Consider the following 19,362-nt stretch of genomic DNA (forward strand, 5'->3'; position numbering starts at 1 on the left):
CGGCCCGCCGCGCGGCGGCGTCATGAACGCGGTTCATGTCGCCCATTTTTGTCCTGAATTTGACCGTCTTTTGTCGCGCTCATATTGTTCCGACATGCCTGCCTGGTTCGCATGCCGCACCTGCCGATCTGTGTTGTCGAGCGGCTGGACCTCCAACTTCGTGCCCTGCCAAATGCCATGAATCCTGACGCGACAGCTACCCTTGCTCCCCTATCCGACTTGCGTCCGACCAGCACAGTTCGCCGCGCGGTAACGACTGCAGTGCTCGGCCAAATCCTCGAGTGGTACGACTTTTTTCTCTATGGAACTGCCGCCGCACTGGTGTTCGGCCGGCTGTTCTTCCCCGTAGGCAGCGATCCGCTGACGGGGACAATTGCGGCGTTCGGCGGCTTTACGGTCGGCTTCATCGCCCGTCCTATTGGTGGGGTGCTCTGCGGCCATATCGGGGACCGGTACGGCCGCAAGGCGGTCATGATGCTGACGCTGTTGATGATGGGCAGCGCGACCGTCTGCATGGGTCTCCTGCCGACCTATCAGCAGATCGGCATCGCCGCCCCAATCATGCTGGTCCTGCTGCGCATCGTGCAGGGTCTTGCAGCGGGCGGAGAATGGAGTGGCAGTATTTTGCTGATCCATGAAAACGCGCCCGCATCGAAACGCGGCGCACTGGCTGCATGGAGTCCGTGCGGCGCGGCATTCGGTTTCGTTCTTTCCACCGTTGCGTTCCTGCTCGTCCAGACGCTGTCGTCTTCCGACTTTCAAAGTTGGGGCTGGCGCGTGCCGTTCGTGTGCAGCGCCGTGTTAGTCGCGCTCGGACTGTGGATGCGCCGCTCCGTGGACGAAAGTGCCGAGTTCGCCGAGATCAAGGCCACGCGCCGGGACAGTCGCATGCCGATTATCGAAGTGCTTCGCCAATGCCCGCGTCAGGTGCTGACTGTTTTCGGCCTGCGCTTTGGCGAAGGCGCTGCGTCGTACATCTTCTTCGCCTTCTCGATTGCATACGGCCAGTTTATCGGCCTGAAATCGAGCTGGATGCTGGGTGGATTGACTGTGTCGATGCTGCTGATGATCCCCGTTTCGCTCGTGATGGGCCACGTGACGGACAAAATCGGCAGGAAGCCGGTTTATCTCGCCGGAGCAATCGCCATGGTTCTGGTCGCCTACCCCTACTTCCTGTTGCTCGGCTCGGGCGTGCTGTGGAAAGTCATCGTGGCCCTCCTCCTCGCCAACAGCATCACGCTGGGTATCCTCGAAGGCGCTCAGCCTGCTTTCATCAGCGAATTGTTGCCCGTTCATCTACGTTTCTCCGGTCTTGGCATCGGCCGCGAGATTTCGTCGGTACTCGGCGGCGGCCTGTCGCCGATGATCGCTACCGCGCTGCTCGCTCACTACCGTAGCGCGACGCCAGTCGCCATTTACCTCGTTGTTCTCGGACTGATCACCGTGCTGGCGACCTGTCTTGCACCCGAGACTTTCCCGAAGGCTTTGAGACTTCAGGCGAAAGAAAACGCTTAACACCGTCGAGCGGCAGCGCAGAGGCGCCGCCGCGCCAGACGGATCGATTAATTGATTCCTACACCTTATCATCATGCAAAACCTCCAAAGTGCCAGCCTTTCCACGTACGCCTATGAACCTCGCGTCGTCGGTCAGGCCGATCTGTATCCGGAGTACGCGGGTCCCATAACGCTCGATGTCCTGATCGAGGAAATAGAGCGTCGCAGGGATGAGTTCGATCAGCTGTCGCATGTTCCGCGCGACATGATTGCGAAGATGAAGCGCGCGGGCATTTTTCGGGCGAGTACTCCTCGCCGCTTTGGTGGAGACGCGCTGCCGCCGCCGCGGTTTCTGCACATGCTCGAGCGCATCGCAATCGCCGACGGCTCGACCGCCTGGGTCGCCGCATTCGGGTCGGCGAATACCTATCTCGCGTCACTCTCAATCGAAACGCAGCAGCATATCTATGCAACAGGACCGGATCAGGTCTTTGCCGGGGGCCTCTATCCGCTGCAGCCTGCAGCCAAAGTGCCGGGTGGTTTTATGGTAAGCGGACAATGGCGATTTGCAAGCGGCTGCAAGGGAGCGGACTGGATTGGCGTAGGGATCGGCGGCACGCCCGCCAATTCGGGTGACACTGGGGCAGGAAGGCCGTTCACCGCTGTATTCCCCGCGCACGAGGTCGAGATCGTCGAGAACTGGAACGTCGTCGGTATGCAAGGCACCGGCAGCCATGATCTGCGACTTCGCGACAAATTCGTCGATGCGCAATGGACGTTCGTTCGCGGTGGGCAAGCGCTGATCGACGAACCGCTGTACCGCTATCCCGCCGTCGCGTACCAGGCGCAAGTGCACGCCGCCGTCAACATCGGCCTCGCGCGCGCAGCGCTCGACCTGCTCACCGGCATGTCCGGCTCGACCAGAACGACCACCGGCGCCCCGCGTCTCGCGGACCGCGGTTACTACCGCTCCGGTCTCGCGAAAGCAGAGGCCAACTGGCGCGGCGCTCGCGCGTTCTTCTACGAGTCCGCGGAGTCGGCGTGGCAGACGATCGTCGCCGGCGATTCTGTTACACAGGATCAGGCCAATCTGATGCGGCTCAGTGCGACGCACGCCGCCCAGCTGTGTGCAGAGGTCGTCATGCACGCGTATCAGTTGGCCGGCATCGCAGCGATCTACCGCGAGAGCCGGTTGCAGCGATTGGTGCGCGACTCGATTGTCGTGACACAGCACGCGTTCCTTGGAGAAGGCACATACGATGCATCGGGTGCGCTATTTGCGGGCATCGCCCCGGTTACGCCGTACCCCTGATGCCGTTCACGCCCTATGAAAGCGACGGGACAGACATGACTATCGAAGACACTAAAGAAGACTTTAAGCGGCGTTTCCGTGACGCTATGGCGTGCCTGCCGGCGGCCGTCAACATCATCACCACCGACGGACCGCGCGGACGCTGCGGAATTACCGCAAGCGCCGTCTGTTCCGTGACGGATGCTCCGCCGACGATGCTCGTATGTATCAACCAGGCCAGTTACGTACACGATGTTCTTCATCACAACCGGAACGTGTGCATCAATGTGCTGACTGCGGAATGCCAGGACCTCGCGCGCGATTTTGCCGGAATGACAGCCTGTCCGATGGACGAGCGGTTTGCACGTCATGCGTGGACGATCGGGCATCACGCGGCACCCGTCCTCTCGCATGCGATTGCAAGTCTCGAAGGAGAGATTGTCGACCTCAAGAGTGTCGGATCGCATTCGGTCATGTTCGCGGAAATCAGACACGTTTCGATCAGATCGGGCGGCGACGGACTCATCTACTTCGGCCGGCGGTTCCACCGCCTTGCGCGGCCAGAAGTAGCGGCGCAGTCCGTCGCCGCAAGTGCTGCGAGGTGAACGTGGAAGTTTGCCTGTTTCTTATCGGCCACCGCAATGACACGCATCGGGAGCGGCGCGACATTGATCTATCGCTGATCCATGCGGCGTCCCAGAACGTGGAAGGACTGCGGCGCTTCGTGATCCATCGCCCCGTCGAGTCAGCGAAGCCGGCGCAGTCGGCGCAGTCGGCAAATAGCGATCCTCCATCAACAGAACATGCTTTGAGCCCATGCTGTGTGCTGCAGTGGTATTTCGATGATCTCGATCGCGTTGAAACGGTGCTGCAACGCGGCGGTGCGATACACGGGATCGTGGACCAAACGATAAATGCCGCCCACGACCACCTTGCGTTCGAGCAGCAACTCATGGCGGTGAGAAAGTTCGCCATACCGAATGTCCACGAGTCCAGCAATCAGTCTGAAAAATGCACGTATCTCGTCGGTTATGAAGGAGAAGCGCAAGATTTCGATGCATGGTTGACGCACTACATGACGCATCATCCGCCGCTCATGGCACAGCTCCCCGGCATTCGCGAGCTGGAAATCTATACGCGGGTCGACTATCGAACCGGCTTAAACATTCCGCGGGCGGTAGCAATGCAGCGGAACAAGGTCGTATTCGACGATCCCGCGGCGCTGGCCGCGGCATTGGCCTCGCCGGTACGTGCGCTGATGAAGAAGGATTTTGACGCATTTCCGCCGTACAGCGGGCCGGCCTCGCATTTCCCTATGCGCAGCATTTACGGTAACCTGAAGTGGACGTAAAAGCCGGACGCAGATACTCCTAACCGCCCCGATGCTGCGACATCCTGCTCCGCGAACCGGATGTTGTCGCGGCGAGTGTCGCGTGTCCGTTTTAACAGCCAGACAGGTCTGACGCAACGCGATCGTCAGACGCCTTCACTGCCGCGATCCGAACGTCATGACAACGTCGCACTCTGGCATTACGGATTTGAATCTGCTGCGCGTGTTTCTGGCCATCTCGGATCTGCGCAGCCTAACCGCCGCGGGCGAACGCCTCGGACTCACGCAACCTGCAGTCAGCCATGCGCTCCGCCGGCTGCGTGTGTTATTCGACGACCCGCTCTTCGTCCGCACACCCAGCGGCATGGTACCCACGGATGCGGCACAGCGTTTGCATGCGCCGCTCATGCAGGCGTTCGGCATCATCAACGTGGCGGTACAGCAGCTCGCGAAATTCGACCCCGCGACGGCCACGCGTGTATTTCGCGTGTCGATGTCGGACATGTCGGAGTTTTATTTCCTGCCTCCGCTTCTCGCGATGCTCGACCGTACTGCACGCGGCATCCGGATCGAGATTGCCAATGTCTCCGTCGACTCAGTCAGTGCCGCAATGCGCAGCGGCAAAATCGATCTCGCGCTCGGCTACGTTCCGGGTCTGGATTCGGGTTGCGTGAGCAAGACGCTATTCGTCGACGAACACGTCTGCGTCGTGCGAGCAGGTCACCCTTTACGTAAGCTGAAACCGACCAGAGAAGACCTCGCGGGTTTGCGCTACATCTACGCAAGCACAAACGCAACCGGACACCGGATGGTCGAGCAATGGCTGGAGGAATTGAATCTGCGCCGGGATATCGTGCTGCGCCTGCCTCATTTTGTGGTAGCGCCCGAGATCGTTCAGAACACCGACCTCGCCGTCATTTTCCCCAGGAGCATCGCGCAACGCTTCAACCGCAACAAGTCTTTCCGCATCCTCCCGTTGCCTTTCTCGTTGCCACCTATCGAAATTCAGGTGCATTCCCACAGCCAATTCTCGGCAGATCCGGGAATCGCATGGTTGCTCGACTCCATCTACGATATGTTCCATAAACCTGCCGATGACGGTCAGGTTCGGCGTCGGACCTTTGGCTGAGCGGCAACGCCGCCGTCTGTCGGCTTCATTTGCTTGCGCCCGAATCGCCGACGAGTTGCCCTTTCAACAGCGTCTCGATACGGTAGGCAAGGTGTTGAAGAAGCCGTTCGTGGACATCACGGAGGCTGAGTACGATAAAATGACGGCGGTAAATTCCAAGTCTGCATGCTTCTTCCTCAAAGAAGCAGGCAAGCACGTCAATGACAACGGCAAGATCGTCACGCTCGTCACGTCGCTGCTCGGCGCGTTCACACCGTTCTATGCCGCCTATGCGGGCACCAAGGCGCCGGTCGAGCATTTCACACGCGCGGCGGCCAAGGAATTCGGCGCGCGCGGCATCTCGGTGACAGCCATCGGACCCGGCCCCATGGATACGCCGTTTTTCTATCCCGCCGAAGGCGCGGACGCGGTGGCTTATCACAAGACCGCCGCCGCACTTTCACCGTTCTCCACGACTGGTTTGACCGACCCAGGGGATGTGGTGCCCTTCATCCGCCATCTGGTCAGCGACGGGTGGTGGATTACCGGGCAGACCATTCTGATCAACGGCGGTTATACGACTAAATAAGCGATCAGGTTAGTAAGCGACTGGAGCGGCATTCTTCTAATGGAAGCGTGGCTCCCACAACGAACGTTGGCGCAGGTAGTGAGGTGTCAGGTAATGGCCGGCAAGCATCGCGTTGCTTGCCCGGCTCTCACTTCATACAACAAGAACGTGTATTGATCGTCAACCGCGTTTCAAGCTCGATCGATGGACCCGCTGCCGTTGAACCATTCGCATCTGTCATATACGCACCTATTGCCTCAGAAGTGGCGTGACAACGCGCTGCAAGCGCTCAGGTGTCCAAACGGGATATTTGTCATCCCACCCGTTGTCCACCAGGAGGCCCGTTCGCCCGATCGTGAAGCTCACGGGAATACGCCACATGCGCCCATAGTCGCCTGCCCAGGCGCTGCCCAGCAGGCCCACCGGAAAGCTCAGGCCGGCGGCAACCTCGCGGACCGCAGACAGATCGTCGGCTCCATCCAGACTGAACCCAAGCACTTGCAGACCCCGATCTGCGTTGCGCGCGGCGTAGGCGGACAACAGAGGCAGTTCGTCACGGCACGGTTCGCACCAGGTGGCCCAGAACGTCAGAATAACCACTTTGCCAAGCAGATCAGTCGTGCTTATGCTCCGGCCATCGAGCGTATGAAGGACGAGGGGCGGAGCAGATTGACCAACGGCCAGCGTGGCAGCGCGGGTCGCCAAGGGACAGCTCAGGCCGCCCGCACCCAGAGACAATGCAAGCACCGCACGCAACCACGTGCGCCGCGCAGTCGATGTTGCGGATGCGAGGTCTGCATGCACCAGTGGCGCTCGCGATACGTCAGAACGCATAGCTCATCCCCACATTACCGGTCCAGCGTGGAAACAACTGATAACCGTCGAGCTTGCTGTATATCGCGCGCTGCACGAAGCCATACACCTCCAGGTTTTTCCATACGTTAACCGTGATGCCTGGGCTGAGATAAACGACCGTTCCCGCTGTGTTCGCCGTATCCGCGAGCGTGCCCTGGTCATGGCTCTTGCGGGTAACGTTGATTTGCAACTGCGGAACCCACTTCGGATTCGCCTCGTAGCGCAGGCCGACGCTCATACTGGCCAGATTTCCGGGGCGGTAGGTCGCGCCTGCATGATCGAGATTTTCGACGATTGCGGACTGGAATTGGCCGTTAATGAACGCGTCGAAGTTCTGGCTGATCGCCTGGTAATAGTAGGCGCCTACGATCAGGTCAGTACTGTCGGTGCCGGGCTGCAAGCTGGTGTCGAGCGCCTGGCCTGCGGTCGCATTGGGGCCGCTCGAGAAGAACACCGGGTTGTGTCCAACAGTTGCGCCGGTGTCGACGTTCTGACCGCCATATCGCCCCGTGGGTAACTTGACACCAACCTGCAATCCAAGATTGTGCGTAGGCAGAAAACCCTGATAGCTGGCGATGAGCTTGATGTCTCCCAGGCCTTTACTGGTTGCGCCGCTCACGTTGTCAGGAGTGAGCTGGTCCGTCGTCGCGTTGCCATATGTCGTGTGGCTACGGTAAATGTAGGGAATGAGAGCACTGAAGTTCCAGCTCGCGCTGGGGCTATAGCTGATGCCGAGATTGATGTATCGATTGATCGTCTGGCGCTCCACCTCCTGGCTACCACCGGCGCTATTGATACTGGCGGGTTGTGTGTTCGACACTGAACCGGTACCGCTGCGCAACTGGTTCTGGTTGATGAAGTCGTATTCGATGTTGATTCGCCAGCCCGGGGTGGCGGAATAGCCCATTGCTGCATCGGTGCTCAAGGAGCAGCCGCAAGTGGCACATGCATGGGCCGCAGCGGGCAAGATCACGCCCATGACAAAAGGCAGCGTGTAGCGCAATAGCGCGTTCTGGTTAGTAGACATGGTTTCCTCTCCGCTTGATACGGATGCGCGCCGCCCCCCTTCTCGGGTGGAAGGACGTGCGTGTTTTCCTGAGACGAGACAGACTGCCGCGACGGCCTGATCACGAAGCAAGCTGAAGCAGCGGTCGGCAAGAACGACGACTAGGAAAGGACGGGAGGATCGCGAGGCCGGCCAGCTGGAAACGCGGCGGCGTGAGGGACAAACGGGGGCGGCGCCGATACTTGCGCATCCGCCAGCAGTATCGTTGCAAAAAGGCCAGCCGGAGGGACGCTCAGAGCCGGTACATGATGAGCGAGGAGATCGCAGTACCCACACGCCGCGAGCTTGTCCGGAGACGCATGGTGTGCAGCAGGCGCGTCACTGTCGACTGCCGAACAAATGGCACTGACCGGCTCATCGGCGCGGGACGCAACGAGCAGCTGACTCACGAGCGGCGCGAAAACGACGAGCCACATGGCGATGAGGCCAAGCCATGCGACTGAGTGTTTATGGGCGCGGAGCTTCATGGGTCGTCAAAAATTTTTCAGGATTCTATCCATCGGAAAGCGGGCCTGTATAGCACTTTCCTTATGCGGGCCATCAGATGGAAGGGGGCGGATCGGCTGGGCAGGTACTTCGTCGGGTAACTGAAAGGCAGGACCGTTTCGCGCGGAACAGAAAGCGCCCGCGCTCAGATCCACACGTTGATCGGCCGAAAGGGTTTGCGAGACCGGCGGTGCGAGCATTGCCATCGGGATTGCAAGCAATCTGAGAATGCCGCCAATCTTCGAATAGAAAAGGCTAGGCATGACCTTGACGGCGTTGCCGACCGGCTAGTGTGTTATACGCGATTATCGCGCGCGCCTTTGGCGGCTCAGATGGGTAGATGCCCTACAAAAGAGTAGGGAAAGAACGGGTATGCTGCGCTCTCGGATATGCAGCACCCAGGAATGCCAAATGTTTTGTTAGCGGGTCCAACCGGCCCTGAGTTCGTGGATCGGACTCAGCTCCGCGACAGCTTATCCTCGATCGCCGGCGCAGCGACAGCCAGGCAATCCCACACGCTCATAACGCTTTTAAGCCCGCCCGCAAGAACAGGAGCAGTTCGTCGAACTGGGTGATCAGTTCAAAACACAAAAGAAACGCCAACGTGTAACCTGGCCCGGGAGACCTGTTCATCCATTGCAGGATTGGCGCCGCATAACGCGCCCTGACGGCATCCCGGGTCGCTATATAGGTGATGGCTATGCCGAGTGCCGCGCCCGCGAGTACATCGGTCGGATAGTGCAACCCTAGATAGACGCGCGGCAGGCATATGAAGACGGCCGTGTAAAGCAGCGCGAGCGCGCCGACACGGCGGCTGATGAGAAAAATGCCCGTCGCAATCGACATCCACAGCAGCGCATGGTCGCTCGGAAAGGAGCTCCATGTGCGTACTGCGGCTTCCTGCAAACCGACTGACGGAAAGTTCAAGTGCAGTTCGGCGTTATAGAGTGGCCGCACCCGAAACGGCAAGTAGTACGCAAGAACCCTTCCGCCGGCAAGCGACAGAAGACCACTCACGATCGTTGCGACGATCATTTCACGCTCCCATTCAGTACGCTGACTGGGTCTGAACCACAACCAGCACAAGATGGGTATGAGTATGAGGCCCTTGAACATAATCTGGCCCGCGACCACCCTGATTGCGTGATTCATCGCCGCCGAGTGAAGAGCGTGGTCCGTCAGGAAAACCTGGATCCATGTATCGAAACTGTTCATTTCAACACCTCCGTTTCGATGTGCAACAGTCAGTCCGCCGGGGAAACCGACTTGAATCGAACTGCTCGATGTGTGTCACGATCCACTGGCGTGGATCGCCTACTTTGATGCATCGCCATCAGGCAATGTTTATGATTAGAACAACTACAAGTTCCATCGCGACTCTCGCGTCCTGAGTGACGAGACGGAACGCAGAGACGCGACGCCGGGTTAGCCGTCGCCTGATTTCGATCAGATTTATACGAGCGCGCGATCTTGGCGCGGGCACACGCCAATCAGCGAGTATGCAGACGCGTGCAACTCACAGTGCTCCGGGGGGCAGGAAATACTGGACAGCGCATGCGGCGTCGGAACGACTGGCCCGCCAATGGAAAAACTCAGCGCAGCACAGAAACCTGCCATACCGCCATGCAGGTCGATCAGGAACGGTCCAGCCGGTTACCGTCAATCCGCACGCGGTCGCCCGGACGGAGATCGCCGGGGTTGGACACGTCGAAGGAGCGCGACGATCCGTCATTGAGTTGAACAACGATTCGGTAAGCGCTCGCGTTCGAACTACCGTACTGCTGCGCGATCTGATTTCCGGCCACCGCGCCGCCAAGCGCGCCCACTACCGTCGCAACGTCGCGGCCATGTCCGCCGCCAAACTGATTGCCGACCACACCACCGACGACCGCGCCGACCACGGTGCCCATTACGCTTCCCGGGCTCAGCGAATTGGCGGAGGCAAGAGGCTGAATTGCCGAAATGACGCCGTACTGAACGCCGTAACCGGAGTTCGCAGGCCCATAGGCGTTTGAACTATCGACTGGCTGCGAATAGGCGGGCTGCGCATAAGCCGGCTGGGAGTACACAGGTTGCGCGTAGGCTGGCTGCGCGGGATTCGAACCGTACTGCATGTTGGGTCCAGGAACCACGCACCCACTCAAAGGCAAAGCTGCGCACAGCGCGATGTAGAAGATGGGTTTGGCAAATTGAGTGTTGTACATGATGCTCTCGACGTCCTGACGCCGCATGTCAGCTGGCGAAGTTGAGGTTCGGCATGGAGTATAAGCAAGTGTTGCCGAATATTTTCACCGCGCCTCGTAACAGTGTGTAAATTGTTCCGCTGCGAGCGCTCAACGCAGTGGGCGCTGTGGCGGATGCTGCAGCCCGATACGTTGTGCAAGGACCAAGACCAGAAGCGAAGTCGCCTCGACAGCCGACCCATACGGTCGACTCACCTGATGATAAGGATTCCTTCTGTAATAAGGCAGGCCTGGGTGCGTGACGAATGGACGCCGGCTGCGTCGGCATGCTTTTGCAGTTGCTGGTAGTCCGGTTTCATCATGAACCACCCGCCTTTGAAACCGGCCGGCGTACGCGCGGTGGACGGACTTACGTCATTCCTCGCGGCTGCATTCCGAAACGCAGCTTAGCACTCGCCCTTTTTCGCGTGCCCCGGCGGACAGTGATCGGGCCCATGCCCGTGATGGTGACGATGCTCTTCCCATTCGTCGCGATCCCAGTAGCGGCGACCGTCCCAGTAACGGTCGCCATGCCAACCCGGCGACACGACGACCACCGGCGCAGGTGCGACCACGACGGGCGGCGGTACGCCAATGTTGATGCCAACCCCTACGTCGACAGCATTCGCAAGTCCTGACGCTCCGATTCCGAAACCCGCGAACGCGGCGACAATAAAGAAACGTTTCATGTTATCCCCCTAGACAAAGCAGCAATACGCTGCATGCTGACCACGTTACGCGTAGCCGTCGTTTGTTGATCGAACTCAGTGTGGATCATTGCCACGCCTGCTTCAACGCGAACTTGTAACAAATACACCACCCCCGTGGGTTATGCCGGGCAATAGCGCCGTATCGACCTAACCCAATGTCCGAATCGAATTGCTGATCCCACGAGCGCAATCGATCACCGCCGGCGCCAGGCGTTGCTCCGCATCGGCAAGCGTCCAGCGGCTGGTCGGCGCGACCACATGCACCGAGGCTACCGGCCTTCTCTCGCCATCCAGCACCGGTGCGGCGATCGTCATGTCGCCGATGAACAGTTCCTCGCGATTCGACGTATAGCCATTGCGCCGCCCCTGCGCAAGCAGCGCCTCGATTTCTCCAATGTCCGTCACCGTGTACTGCGTATGCACCACGCGTTCACTTGCTTCGAGCAGCGCGCGCGCTTCGTCGTCGGCAAGCGCGCCGAGATAGGCACGGCCGGAAGCGGTGCAATACATGGGAATGCGGCTGCCGATGGGCATGTGGATCGGCACGAATTTCGTACAGACGAAGCGCGCGACATACAGCATCTCGACGCCGTCCGGTTCGGTGAGACTCGTGGTCTCGCCAGTCAGGTTCGTGAGTTCGGATAGAAACGGATTGGCGACGTCGATCAGGGTATCCGCGGCGACATAGTTAAAGCCGATCTGCATCACACGAGGCGTGAGTTGATAGCGCTTCGTGCGCGGATGCTTGCGCACATAACCCAGCTTTTCGAGCGTGTAGATCATCCGCTGCGCCGAGCTCTTCGTGATCGAAGTCGCCTCGGCCACTTCCGGCAGGCTCATCGTCCGGCGTTGCGCGCTGAAAGCGCGCAGTACGGCAATGCCCTTTTCCAGCGACTGGTTGAAAAGCGCGTCCGGCGCTTCCAGCGCTGCCGCCTCATTCGCGTGTTCCGCGCCTTTGCCGCTCATGGAAATACCCAATTGTGAATAGTTATATTCGACACTAGCATATCGAATATCGATACGCAAATAATGTTATTCGATATTTTTGACTCGAATATGATTCCTGCACGCTGTCTACCGATACCTCAACTGTTGTCTCTTACCGTCGCGGAGAGTCTCATGATCCAGTTTGTCAAGCGTATTGCCGGCGCCGCCATTGCCGGATTGGTCATCGCAGCAACGCCGGCGCTGGCGCAAGCCGCGCCGTCGTATACGGTCGGCGCCACCGCCACCGGCGTGCCGTTCACCTTCCTCGACGTGAAGAGCAATTCGATCCAGGGCCTGCTCGTCGATGCGATCACGGCCACCGGCAAGGCCGCCGGTTTCGACGTGAAGGTGGAACAGACAACCTTCGCCGCGCTTATCCCGTCGCTCACCACGAAGAAAATCGACGTGATCTCCGCCGCGATGCTGAAGACGCCGGCCCGTCAGCAGATCGTCGACTTCTCGGACACGGTCTATTCGTATGGCGAGGGGCTCATCGTGCGGGCCGACGACAAGAACACCTACACGTCGATGGACGATCTCAAGGGCGAAGTCGTCGGCGCGCAAGTGGGCACGGCGTTCGTCGACGCGCTGAACAAGAAAGGCATCTTCAAGGAAGTGCGCACCTACGACTCAGTCGCGGACATCATGCGAGACGTCGCACTCGGGCGCATCAAGGCGGGTTTCGGCGACCATCCGATCATCGCGTACCAGTTGCAGAAGAATCCGAATCCGCAGTTGCGTCTCGTCGATGGCTATCAGCCGTCCGTGAAAGGCCAATTGTGCTTCGTCGTGAGAAAGGGCGACAACGAGACGCTCGAGAAGCTGAACGCCGGCATCCGGAAGATCAAATCGGACGGCACGCTCACGCAGATCATCAAGAAATGGCAGGTGGAATGACACGGTCACCTGTTTAAGGGGGACACGTCATGTTCATCCAGAACGCGCTCGACTTTCTGCCGATCCTGCTCAAGGGCGCGGTTATCACAGTCGAGATCACCTTCTGCTCCTTTCTTCTGAGCACGATCCTCGGCCTCGCGCTCGCGCTGATGCGCGTGTCGGAGAACAAGGTGCTCTCGCATGCCGCGGCCACCGTCATCAACGTGATCCGCGGCCTGCCGATCATCGTGCAGCTGTTCTACATCTACTTCGTGCTGCCCGATCTCGGCATTCAATTGAGCGCGTTTCAGGCGGGTTTCATCGGACTCGGCATCGCGTATTCGGCGTATCAGGCGGAGAACTTCCGCGCCGGGATCGAGGCGATCGATCACGGGCAGATCGAAGCCGCGCAATCCATCGGCATGCGCGGCGCGTTGATCATGCGCCGCGTGATCCTGCCGCAAGCATTTCGCATCGCGCTGCCGCCCTACGGCAACACGCTCGTGATGATGCTGAAGGACTCGTCGCTCGCGTCGACGATCACCGTCGCGGAAATGACGCGTGCAGGTCAATTGATCGCGTCGTCGACCTTCCAGAACATGACGGTATTCACGCTCGTCGCCCTGCTCTATCTCGCGCTCAGCCTGCCGCTCGTCTATGGCTTGCGGCGTCTCGAACGACGCCTCGGTCTCAAGGGAAGACGATGATCGAAGTTCAATCCATTCACAAGCGCTTCCACGATCAGGAAGTGCTCAAGGGCGTGAGCCTCAGTGTCGACGCGGGCCAGGTGGTGTGTCTGATCGGGCCGTCGGGGTCCGGCAAGTCGACACTCCTGCGCTGCATCAACGGCCTCGAAACCTACGATGCGGGCACGATCACCGTCGAAGGCGAGCGCGTCGACGCGAAGTCGAAGCTGATTCACGAATTGCGCACGCAGGTCGGCATGGTGTTCCAGCGCTTCAATCTGTTTCCGCATCGCACGGCACTCGAAAACGTCTGCGAAGGACCGCTCTACGTGAAGAAGGAATCGCGCGACGCGGCACGCGAAAAGGCGCGACACCTGCTGGACAAAGTCGGCCTCTCGCACCGGATCGATGCGTATCCGGCGGAGCTGTCGGGTGGCCAGCAACAGCGCGTCGCCATCGCGCGCGCGCTCGCCATGGAGCCGAAGGCGATTCTGTTCGACGAACCCACCTCGGCGCTCGACCCGGAACTCGTCGGCGAGGTCCTGAGCGTGATGCGGCAATTGGCCGACGACGGCATGACGATGATCGTCGTCACGCACGAGATGGGTTTCGCCCGCGAAGTCGCGGATCGCGTGTGCTTCCTCTACGACGGCACGATCTGCGAACAAGGCCCTGCCGCCGACCTGCTCGAGCGCCCCGATCACCCGCGCACGCGAGATTTTCTGCGCCGCATGCTTGCCCCTGCCAACGCAGCCGCGTCGAACTGAACAGCACGATGAAAATAGTCGAAGCCAGCAAGCCGTTGCCGCCCTCGCTCTGGGCCGCGACCGCCGAACCCGCCGTGGAGACGCCGCCGCTTGGGGCGTCGAAGTGTGTCGATGTCGCGATCGTCGGCGCGGGTTATACGGGCCTATCCACCGCGCTGCATCTCAGCGAACTCGGGATCGATGTCTGCGTCATCGACGCGAACGAGCCCGGCTGGGGTGCATCGGGCCGCAACGGCGGACAGGTGATCCCCGGCCTGAAATACGATCCCGCCGAACTCGTTCGGCGCTTCGGTCCGCGTGACGGTGAGACGCTCCTGGACATGGCTGGCGGCGCCGCCGGCACGGTGTTCGGTCTGATCGAGCGCCACGGCATTGCGTGCGATGCCACACGCGCCGGCTGGATCCAGCCCACCCATTCGACAAAGCTGCTGGACACGCTGCATGCGCGGGCACGCCAGTGGGAATCGCGGGGCGCGCATGTCGAATTGCTCGACCGCGCGCAAATCACGCAGCGGCTCGGCACGGAGGCATTCGTCGGCGGATGGGTGGACCGGCGGGCGGGCAGCGTGCAGCCGCTCAGTTACGCCCGCGGTCTCGCACGCGCAGCGATTGCGCGCGGCGTGTCGATCCATCGCGGCACGTGCGCGCGCAAGCTTGAACAAAGCGCGAACGGATGGCGCATCCACACCGCAAACGGGCCGGTCATCGACGCGCGGCAGGTACTCGTCGCGACCAATGGCTACAGCGATTCGCTCTGGCCCGGCCTCGCGCAGTCGATGATCGCGGCGAACAGTTTTATCGTTGCGACCCGGCCTCTCCCCGCCGATATCAGCGCGAGCATTCTGCCGGGTGGCGAAGTGGCGTCCGATTCGCGGCGTCTCTTGCTGTACTTCCGGCGAGACGCCGAAGGCCGTCTGCTGATCGGTGGTCGCGGCCCGTTTCGCGAACCGCGCGGCACGTCGGACTGGGCGCACCTCGAACGCGCGGCGCAACTTCTCTACCCGCAATTGAAAGAGGTCGAATACGAGTATCGATGGGCGGGGCGCATCAGCATCACGCGCGATTTTCTGCCCCATGTGCATCTTCCGGCGCCGGGACTGACGATTGCACTCGGCTACAACGGCCGCGGCATTGCCATGGCGACGACGCTCGGCAAACATCTCGCCGCGCACCTGGCGGGCACGGCGCGGGGATTGCCGCTGCCGCCGACCTCCATCAAGCCGATTCCGCTTCACGCGCTGCAGCGCTTTTACATCAGCGCAGGCGTAGCGTGGTACGGACTGCTCGACGCACTCTCCTGAAACAGATCGCGCGAAGCGGCTTATATAGCGCCGCGCGGCCGGTTATCGTCCGCATCCACACAGCACACCAATACTTCGGCATCCTCTTTACTCAGGCTCAAATACACATGCCCAAGCGAGCTGTCGAAGTAGAGACTGTCGCCAGGCATCAGCTTGAACGCTTTGCCATTCTCAAAGCGCAGCTCCAGTTTTCCACTCAGGAGAAAAACGAATTCCTCGCCTGAATGCCGGATGAATTCCGGAAAATCGGATACCGCGCGTGCGCGGATGTGAGCGCGCATAGGCACCATCCGCTTGCCGGTCAGATTGTTCGCCAGCATGCCGTACTCGTAGTTCGGCGTGTCATAGATCGCCTGCTTGCCGGATGCCGTGAACGTTGGCTTCAGCGGCCCTGCAGCCGCTTTCCTGCTCCGGCCGAAAATCGCGTCGAAGTCCAGCTCCAGTGAATGCGCAAGCGCCGCGAACTTGTCGTAGGTCAGCGCGATATCGCCGCGCTCCGCTTTCGATATGGTCGACACAGCAATGCCCGAGCGCTCCGACAATTCCGTAAGCGTCAGCCCGCGCTTCTTGCGCGCCTGGCGAATGTGCGCGCCGACTGTTTTGTGATCGAGCGCCGGCGGCGCGGCCTGTACGCCCGCCGCCACTTCCGCTACCGCTGCTTTTGCCATCGCGCCTGCTTCCAAAGTTCGATTTTTGTCGGATACGAGAATTTTATTTTTTCTCGTATATGATAATTTACATCGATCCCACCCTTTTCGACGGGGGCATATTGTGTCTACGCTCGTACTCGGCAAGTCCGGTCTGACGAAGAAGTACGTCATCGCGGCCACGACCATCGGCACGGCCCTCGAATTCTACGACTTCACTATCTACAGCTTCTTTGCGATTCAGATTGGACAGTTGTTCTTTCCGGGCGCATCGCCGGTGAATCAATTCCTGCTGTCCATCGGCGTATTCGGCGTGGGGTTCGTCGTGAGACCGCTCGGGGGAATCGTGATCGGCGCCTACGCGGATCGCGTCGGACGCAAGAAGGCGATGGTGCTCACCATCATGCTGATGGCGCTCAGTTGCGCGATGATCGCCTGCGCGCCGACTTATGCCGTCGCCGGCCTTGCGGCACCGTTCATCGTTTTGACCGCGCGGCTGATCCAGGGATTCGCGGCAGGCGGCGAGTTCGGTCCAGGCACCACGCTACTGATCGAATACGCGTCGAACCACACGCGCGCCTTTTTCGCCAGTTGGAACTTTGCGGCCACCGCCGCGGGTCTCGCACTCGGCGCGGCCGTCGCGACGCTCGTCAACGTGTCGCTGCCCAAAGAGGCCGTGCTCGAATGGGGCTGGCGCATTCCATTCCTGCTCGGCATTGTCGCTGCGCCCGCCGGCATGCTGATTCGCAAGCGGCTCGAGGAAACACTCGTCAGTCATGCCACCGATGCAACGCGGCCACAAGGCGCGCTGAAAGCGGCGCTGACCACTCACCTCAAGCTGACGATTCTCGGCACGTTCGCCGAACTGGGCGGTTCCGTCTCGGTGTACATCGTCGCGTTTTTCCTGCCGAGCCATGCGGTCCGCGCACTGCATTTATCGCCCACCACGGCCGTGACTTCGGGTATTGTCAGTTCACTCGCGTTATTCGTCGCGGCGCCTCTCGCGGGCATCCTTGCCGACCGGTTCAGCCGAAAGCGCGTGCTGGTCACGTCGCGGGTAGCGATGCTGCTGCTCGTCTATCCGGCGTTCACGTTCCTCGGCACGCATCCGTCGGCTATGTCATTGTGCGTTGTTTCCGGCGTACTTGCGGCGCTCGTGGCTGGACAGATCGTACCGGTGCTCGTGATGATCCCCGAACTGTTCCCCAAGCACGTTCGCGCGACGGGAATCGCGTTGACTTATGTGGTCAGCGCATCGTTTTTCGGCGGCTTCTCGCCGTTTATCGCAAGCTGGCTGGTCGCGCAGACGGGCAATCCGCTGGCCCCAGCGTGGTATGTCGCCGCCGCCTGCCTCGTGTCGCTTGTCCCGGTGATCTGGCTCAAGGACCGCACGGGCGAAGCGCTCGGCTAACACGGAGATGATGCAATGAGTCGTAACGACGAACTTGTCGGCCAAAGCGCTATGGAATTGCGGCGGATGATCGGCGCCAAGGAGATCTCGCCGGTCGAGCTGCTGGATGCGTGCATCGAACGGATCGAGGCGATCAATCCCGCCGTGAATGCCGTGACGGCAACGGCTTACCCCGAAGCCAGGAAAGCCGCGAAGGAAGCGGAAAGGCAGGTTCTCGACGGCGCGCCGCTCGGCTTGCTGCATGGCTTGCCGCTCGGCGTGAAGGATCTCGAAGATACAGCGGGTCTGCTCACCACCTATGGCTCGCCGATGTCGCGCGGCAACGTGCCCACGCGAGACGTCGTACTGGTCGAGCGCCTGCGTGCAGCAGGCGCGATCCTGACCGCCAAGACCAATGTTCCTGAACTGGGTGCGGGCGCGAACACGCGCAACCCGGTGTGGGGCGCGACCGGCAATCCGTTCAATCCGGAACTGAATGCGGGCGGGTCGTCAGGTGGCTCAGCGGCGGCGCTCGCGTGCGACATGCTGCCCGTCTGCACCGGATCCGACACGGGCGGCTCGCTGCGGATACCTGCATCGAAGTGCGGCGTGGTCGGGTTCCGGCCATCACCCGGACTGGTGCCGAACTCACGCAGATTGCTGGGATGGACGCCGATCTCGGTAGTGGGTCCGATGGGCCGAACCGTCGCCGAGGCCTGCTTGCAGCTTGCCGCGACAGCCGGTGTTTCGGCGGGCGATCCGCTGACCTGGCCGCTCGATCCGTTGAGTTTTGCGTTGCCTGCCGCCATCGATCTGAGCACGCTGCGCGTGGGCTGGACCGAAGACTTCGACAGTTGCGACGTCGATCAGGACATCAGGCAAGTCTTTCGCGAGCGCATGGCGGCACTCAAGCCGATGTTCCATACCTGCGAGGAAGTGAGCTTCGATCTGGGCGACGTGCACCGCTGCTTCGACGTCATTCGCGCCGAGAGTTTTGTCGCGGGATTGCGCGATGCCTACATGCGCGATCCGAGCCGGCTCGGACCGAATACACGAGCCAACTATGAACTTGGCGCAAGCATGAGCCTTGCGGACAGCGCATGGGCGCAGGCCGAGCAGACGCGCATCTTCAAGAAATTTCAGCGCGCGTTCGAACACTACGATGTGATTCTTTCACCAACCACGCCGGTCTCGCCGTTTCCGTGGCAGCAACTCTACGCCGAGCGGATCGACGGACGCGAGCAGGAAAATTACTATCGATGGCTCGCGCTGACTTATGTGGTCACGCTGACCACGCACCCGGCGATTTCACTGCCGTGTGGCGTCGATCGCGCCGGCATGCCGTTCGGATTGCAGATTATCGGGCCGTTTCAAGGCGACCGGAAAACGCTCGCCGTCGCGCATGCTCTGGAACAGGCCTTCGAACCCTCTCCCGTGTTGCGTCGGCCACGGCCGGATTTGTCGAAGCTCACTCACGCGAATCCTTCGCTGACCTCCATTGTTACGGCGCCGCCTCTCTTCAATCAAGCCGGCGACAGCCATGCTGGCACCTCAACGGTCTAGGAACGTGACCGGGAG

General features: G+C 60.6%; 20 protein-coding genes and 1 pseudogene. 12 read left to right on the forward strand and 9 right to left on the reverse strand.

The genetic code is table 11. The annotated features are described in order from the left end of the window. Positions 1-177: 177 nt before the first annotated feature. From WN982_RS35015 to WN982_RS35040, 6 genes and pseudogenes are all read left to right on the forward strand, one after another. Positions 178-1,515, forward strand: coding sequence for an MFS transporter (locus WN982_RS35015; protein WP_341316576.1), 1,338 nt, complete (start codon positions 178-180; stop codon positions 1,513-1,515). 73 nt (positions 1,516-1,588) lie between these two features. Further along, a complete protein-coding gene (locus WN982_RS35020; RefSeq protein WP_341316577.1) occupies positions 1,589-2,806 on the forward strand; it encodes an acyl-CoA dehydrogenase family protein in 1,218 nt (405 codons plus the stop codon). 35 nt (positions 2,807-2,841) lie between these two features. Further along, the gene (locus WN982_RS35025) at positions 2,842-3,390 is read left to right on the forward strand and encodes a flavin reductase (protein ID WP_341319520.1); all 549 of its coding nucleotides are present in this window, start codon (positions 2,842-2,844) and stop codon (positions 3,388-3,390) included. Then, positions 3,387-4,136 (forward strand): EthD family reductase, encoded by a 750-nt coding sequence (locus WN982_RS35030; RefSeq protein WP_341316578.1) that lies wholly within the window; start codon positions 3,387-3,389, stop codon positions 4,134-4,136. Before WN982_RS35025 ends, WN982_RS35030 begins: the two co-directional genes overlap by 4 nt. A gap of 157 nt (positions 4,137-4,293) precedes the next feature. Continuing rightward, the gene (locus tag WN982_RS35035) at positions 4,294-5,244 is read left to right on the forward strand and encodes a LysR family transcriptional regulator (protein ID WP_341316579.1); all 951 of its coding nucleotides are present in this window, start codon (positions 4,294-4,296) and stop codon (positions 5,242-5,244) included. Between the two features lie 73 nt (positions 5,245-5,317). Continuing rightward, positions 5,318-5,812: pseudogene (locus WN982_RS35040) on the forward strand (SDR family oxidoreductase); the annotation flags it as partial. Positions 5,813-6,040: 228 nt separating this feature from the next. Here the strand turns inward: WN982_RS35040 and WN982_RS35045 are convergent. The 8 genes from WN982_RS35045 to WN982_RS35080 form a co-directional block, all read right to left on the reverse strand. Then, the gene (locus tag WN982_RS35045) at positions 6,041-6,625 is read right to left on the reverse strand and encodes a TlpA disulfide reductase family protein (RefSeq protein WP_341316580.1); all 585 of its coding nucleotides are present in this window, start codon (positions 6,623-6,625) and stop codon (positions 6,041-6,043) included. After that, complete coding sequence (locus WN982_RS35050; RefSeq protein ID WP_341316581.1) at positions 6,615-7,673, reverse strand: transporter; 1,059 nt, start codon at positions 7,671-7,673, stop codon at positions 6,615-6,617. Before WN982_RS35050 ends, WN982_RS35045 begins: the two co-directional genes overlap by 11 nt. Before the next feature lie 140 nt (positions 7,674-7,813). Continuing rightward, positions 7,814-8,179 (reverse strand): DUF2946 domain-containing protein, encoded by a 366-nt coding sequence (locus WN982_RS35055; RefSeq protein WP_341316582.1) that lies wholly within the window; start codon positions 8,177-8,179, stop codon positions 7,814-7,816. 6 nt (positions 8,180-8,185) lie between these two features. Continuing rightward, positions 8,186-8,461 carry a DUF2946 family protein gene (locus WN982_RS35060; protein ID WP_341316583.1) on the reverse strand — a complete coding sequence of 92 codons (276 nt, stop codon included), beginning with the start codon at positions 8,459-8,461 and terminating at the stop codon, positions 8,186-8,188. A 256-nt stretch (positions 8,462-8,717) separates the two neighbouring features. Further along, complete coding sequence (locus WN982_RS35065; RefSeq protein WP_341316584.1) at positions 8,718-9,413, reverse strand: phosphatase PAP2 family protein; 696 nt, start codon at positions 9,411-9,413, stop codon at positions 8,718-8,720. A gap of 419 nt (positions 9,414-9,832) precedes the next feature. Further along, positions 9,833-10,402: a glycine zipper 2TM domain-containing protein gene (locus WN982_RS35070; protein WP_341316585.1), complete on the reverse strand. Its 570-nt coding sequence runs from the start codon at positions 10,400-10,402 to the stop codon at positions 9,833-9,835. A 425-nt stretch (positions 10,403-10,827) separates the two neighbouring features. Next, positions 10,828-11,109, reverse strand: a complete 282-nt coding sequence (locus WN982_RS35075) for a hypothetical protein (RefSeq protein ID WP_341316586.1) — start codon at positions 11,107-11,109, stop codon at positions 10,828-10,830. 168 nt (positions 11,110-11,277) lie between these two features. Beyond that, a complete protein-coding gene (locus WN982_RS35080) occupies positions 11,278-12,096 on the reverse strand; it encodes an IclR family transcriptional regulator (protein ID WP_341316587.1) in 819 nt (272 codons plus the stop codon). 153 nt (positions 12,097-12,249) lie between these two features. On the opposite strand from WN982_RS35080, the gene WN982_RS35085 reads away from it, so the two are divergent. The 4 genes from WN982_RS35085 to WN982_RS35100 are packed head-to-tail and all read left to right on the forward strand — an operon-like array spanning position 12,250 to position 15,747. Then, a complete protein-coding gene (locus tag WN982_RS35085) occupies positions 12,250-13,014 on the forward strand; it encodes an ABC transporter substrate-binding protein (RefSeq protein WP_341316588.1) in 765 nt (254 codons plus the stop codon). 29 nt (positions 13,015-13,043) lie between these two features. Further along, on the forward strand, positions 13,044-13,700 hold the full coding sequence (locus tag WN982_RS35090) for an amino acid ABC transporter permease (protein ID WP_341316589.1): 657 nt from the start codon (positions 13,044-13,046) through the stop codon (positions 13,698-13,700). Then, a complete protein-coding gene (locus WN982_RS35095) occupies positions 13,697-14,446 on the forward strand; it encodes an amino acid ABC transporter ATP-binding protein (RefSeq protein WP_341316590.1) in 750 nt (249 codons plus the stop codon). The genes WN982_RS35090 and WN982_RS35095 overlap by 4 nt, the downstream gene beginning before the upstream one ends. Positions 14,447-14,454: 8 nt before the next feature. Continuing rightward, positions 14,455-15,747: an FAD-binding oxidoreductase gene (locus WN982_RS35100; RefSeq protein ID WP_341316591.1), complete on the forward strand. Its 1,293-nt coding sequence runs from the start codon at positions 14,455-14,457 to the stop codon at positions 15,745-15,747. A gap of 20 nt (positions 15,748-15,767) precedes the next feature. Here WN982_RS35100 and WN982_RS35105 read toward each other — a convergent pair whose 3' ends face one another. After that, positions 15,768-16,415, reverse strand: a complete 648-nt coding sequence (locus tag WN982_RS35105) for an XRE family transcriptional regulator (protein WP_341319521.1) — start codon at positions 16,413-16,415, stop codon at positions 15,768-15,770. Between the two features lie 103 nt (positions 16,416-16,518). On the opposite strand from WN982_RS35105, the gene WN982_RS35110 reads away from it, so the two are divergent. Then, positions 16,519-17,805, forward strand: a complete 1,287-nt coding sequence (locus WN982_RS35110) for an MFS transporter (RefSeq protein ID WP_341316592.1) — start codon at positions 16,519-16,521, stop codon at positions 17,803-17,805. Between the two features lie 15 nt (positions 17,806-17,820). Beyond that, on the forward strand, positions 17,821-19,347 hold the full coding sequence (locus tag WN982_RS35115) for an amidase family protein (RefSeq protein WP_341316593.1): 1,527 nt from the start codon (positions 17,821-17,823) through the stop codon (positions 19,345-19,347). The last annotated feature ends 15 nt before the right edge of the window (positions 19,348-19,362 follow it).

It is taken from the genome of Paraburkholderia sp. IMGN_8, from assembly GCF_038050405.1.
GTDB lineage: Bacteria > Pseudomonadota > Gammaproteobacteria > Burkholderiales > Burkholderiaceae > Paraburkholderia.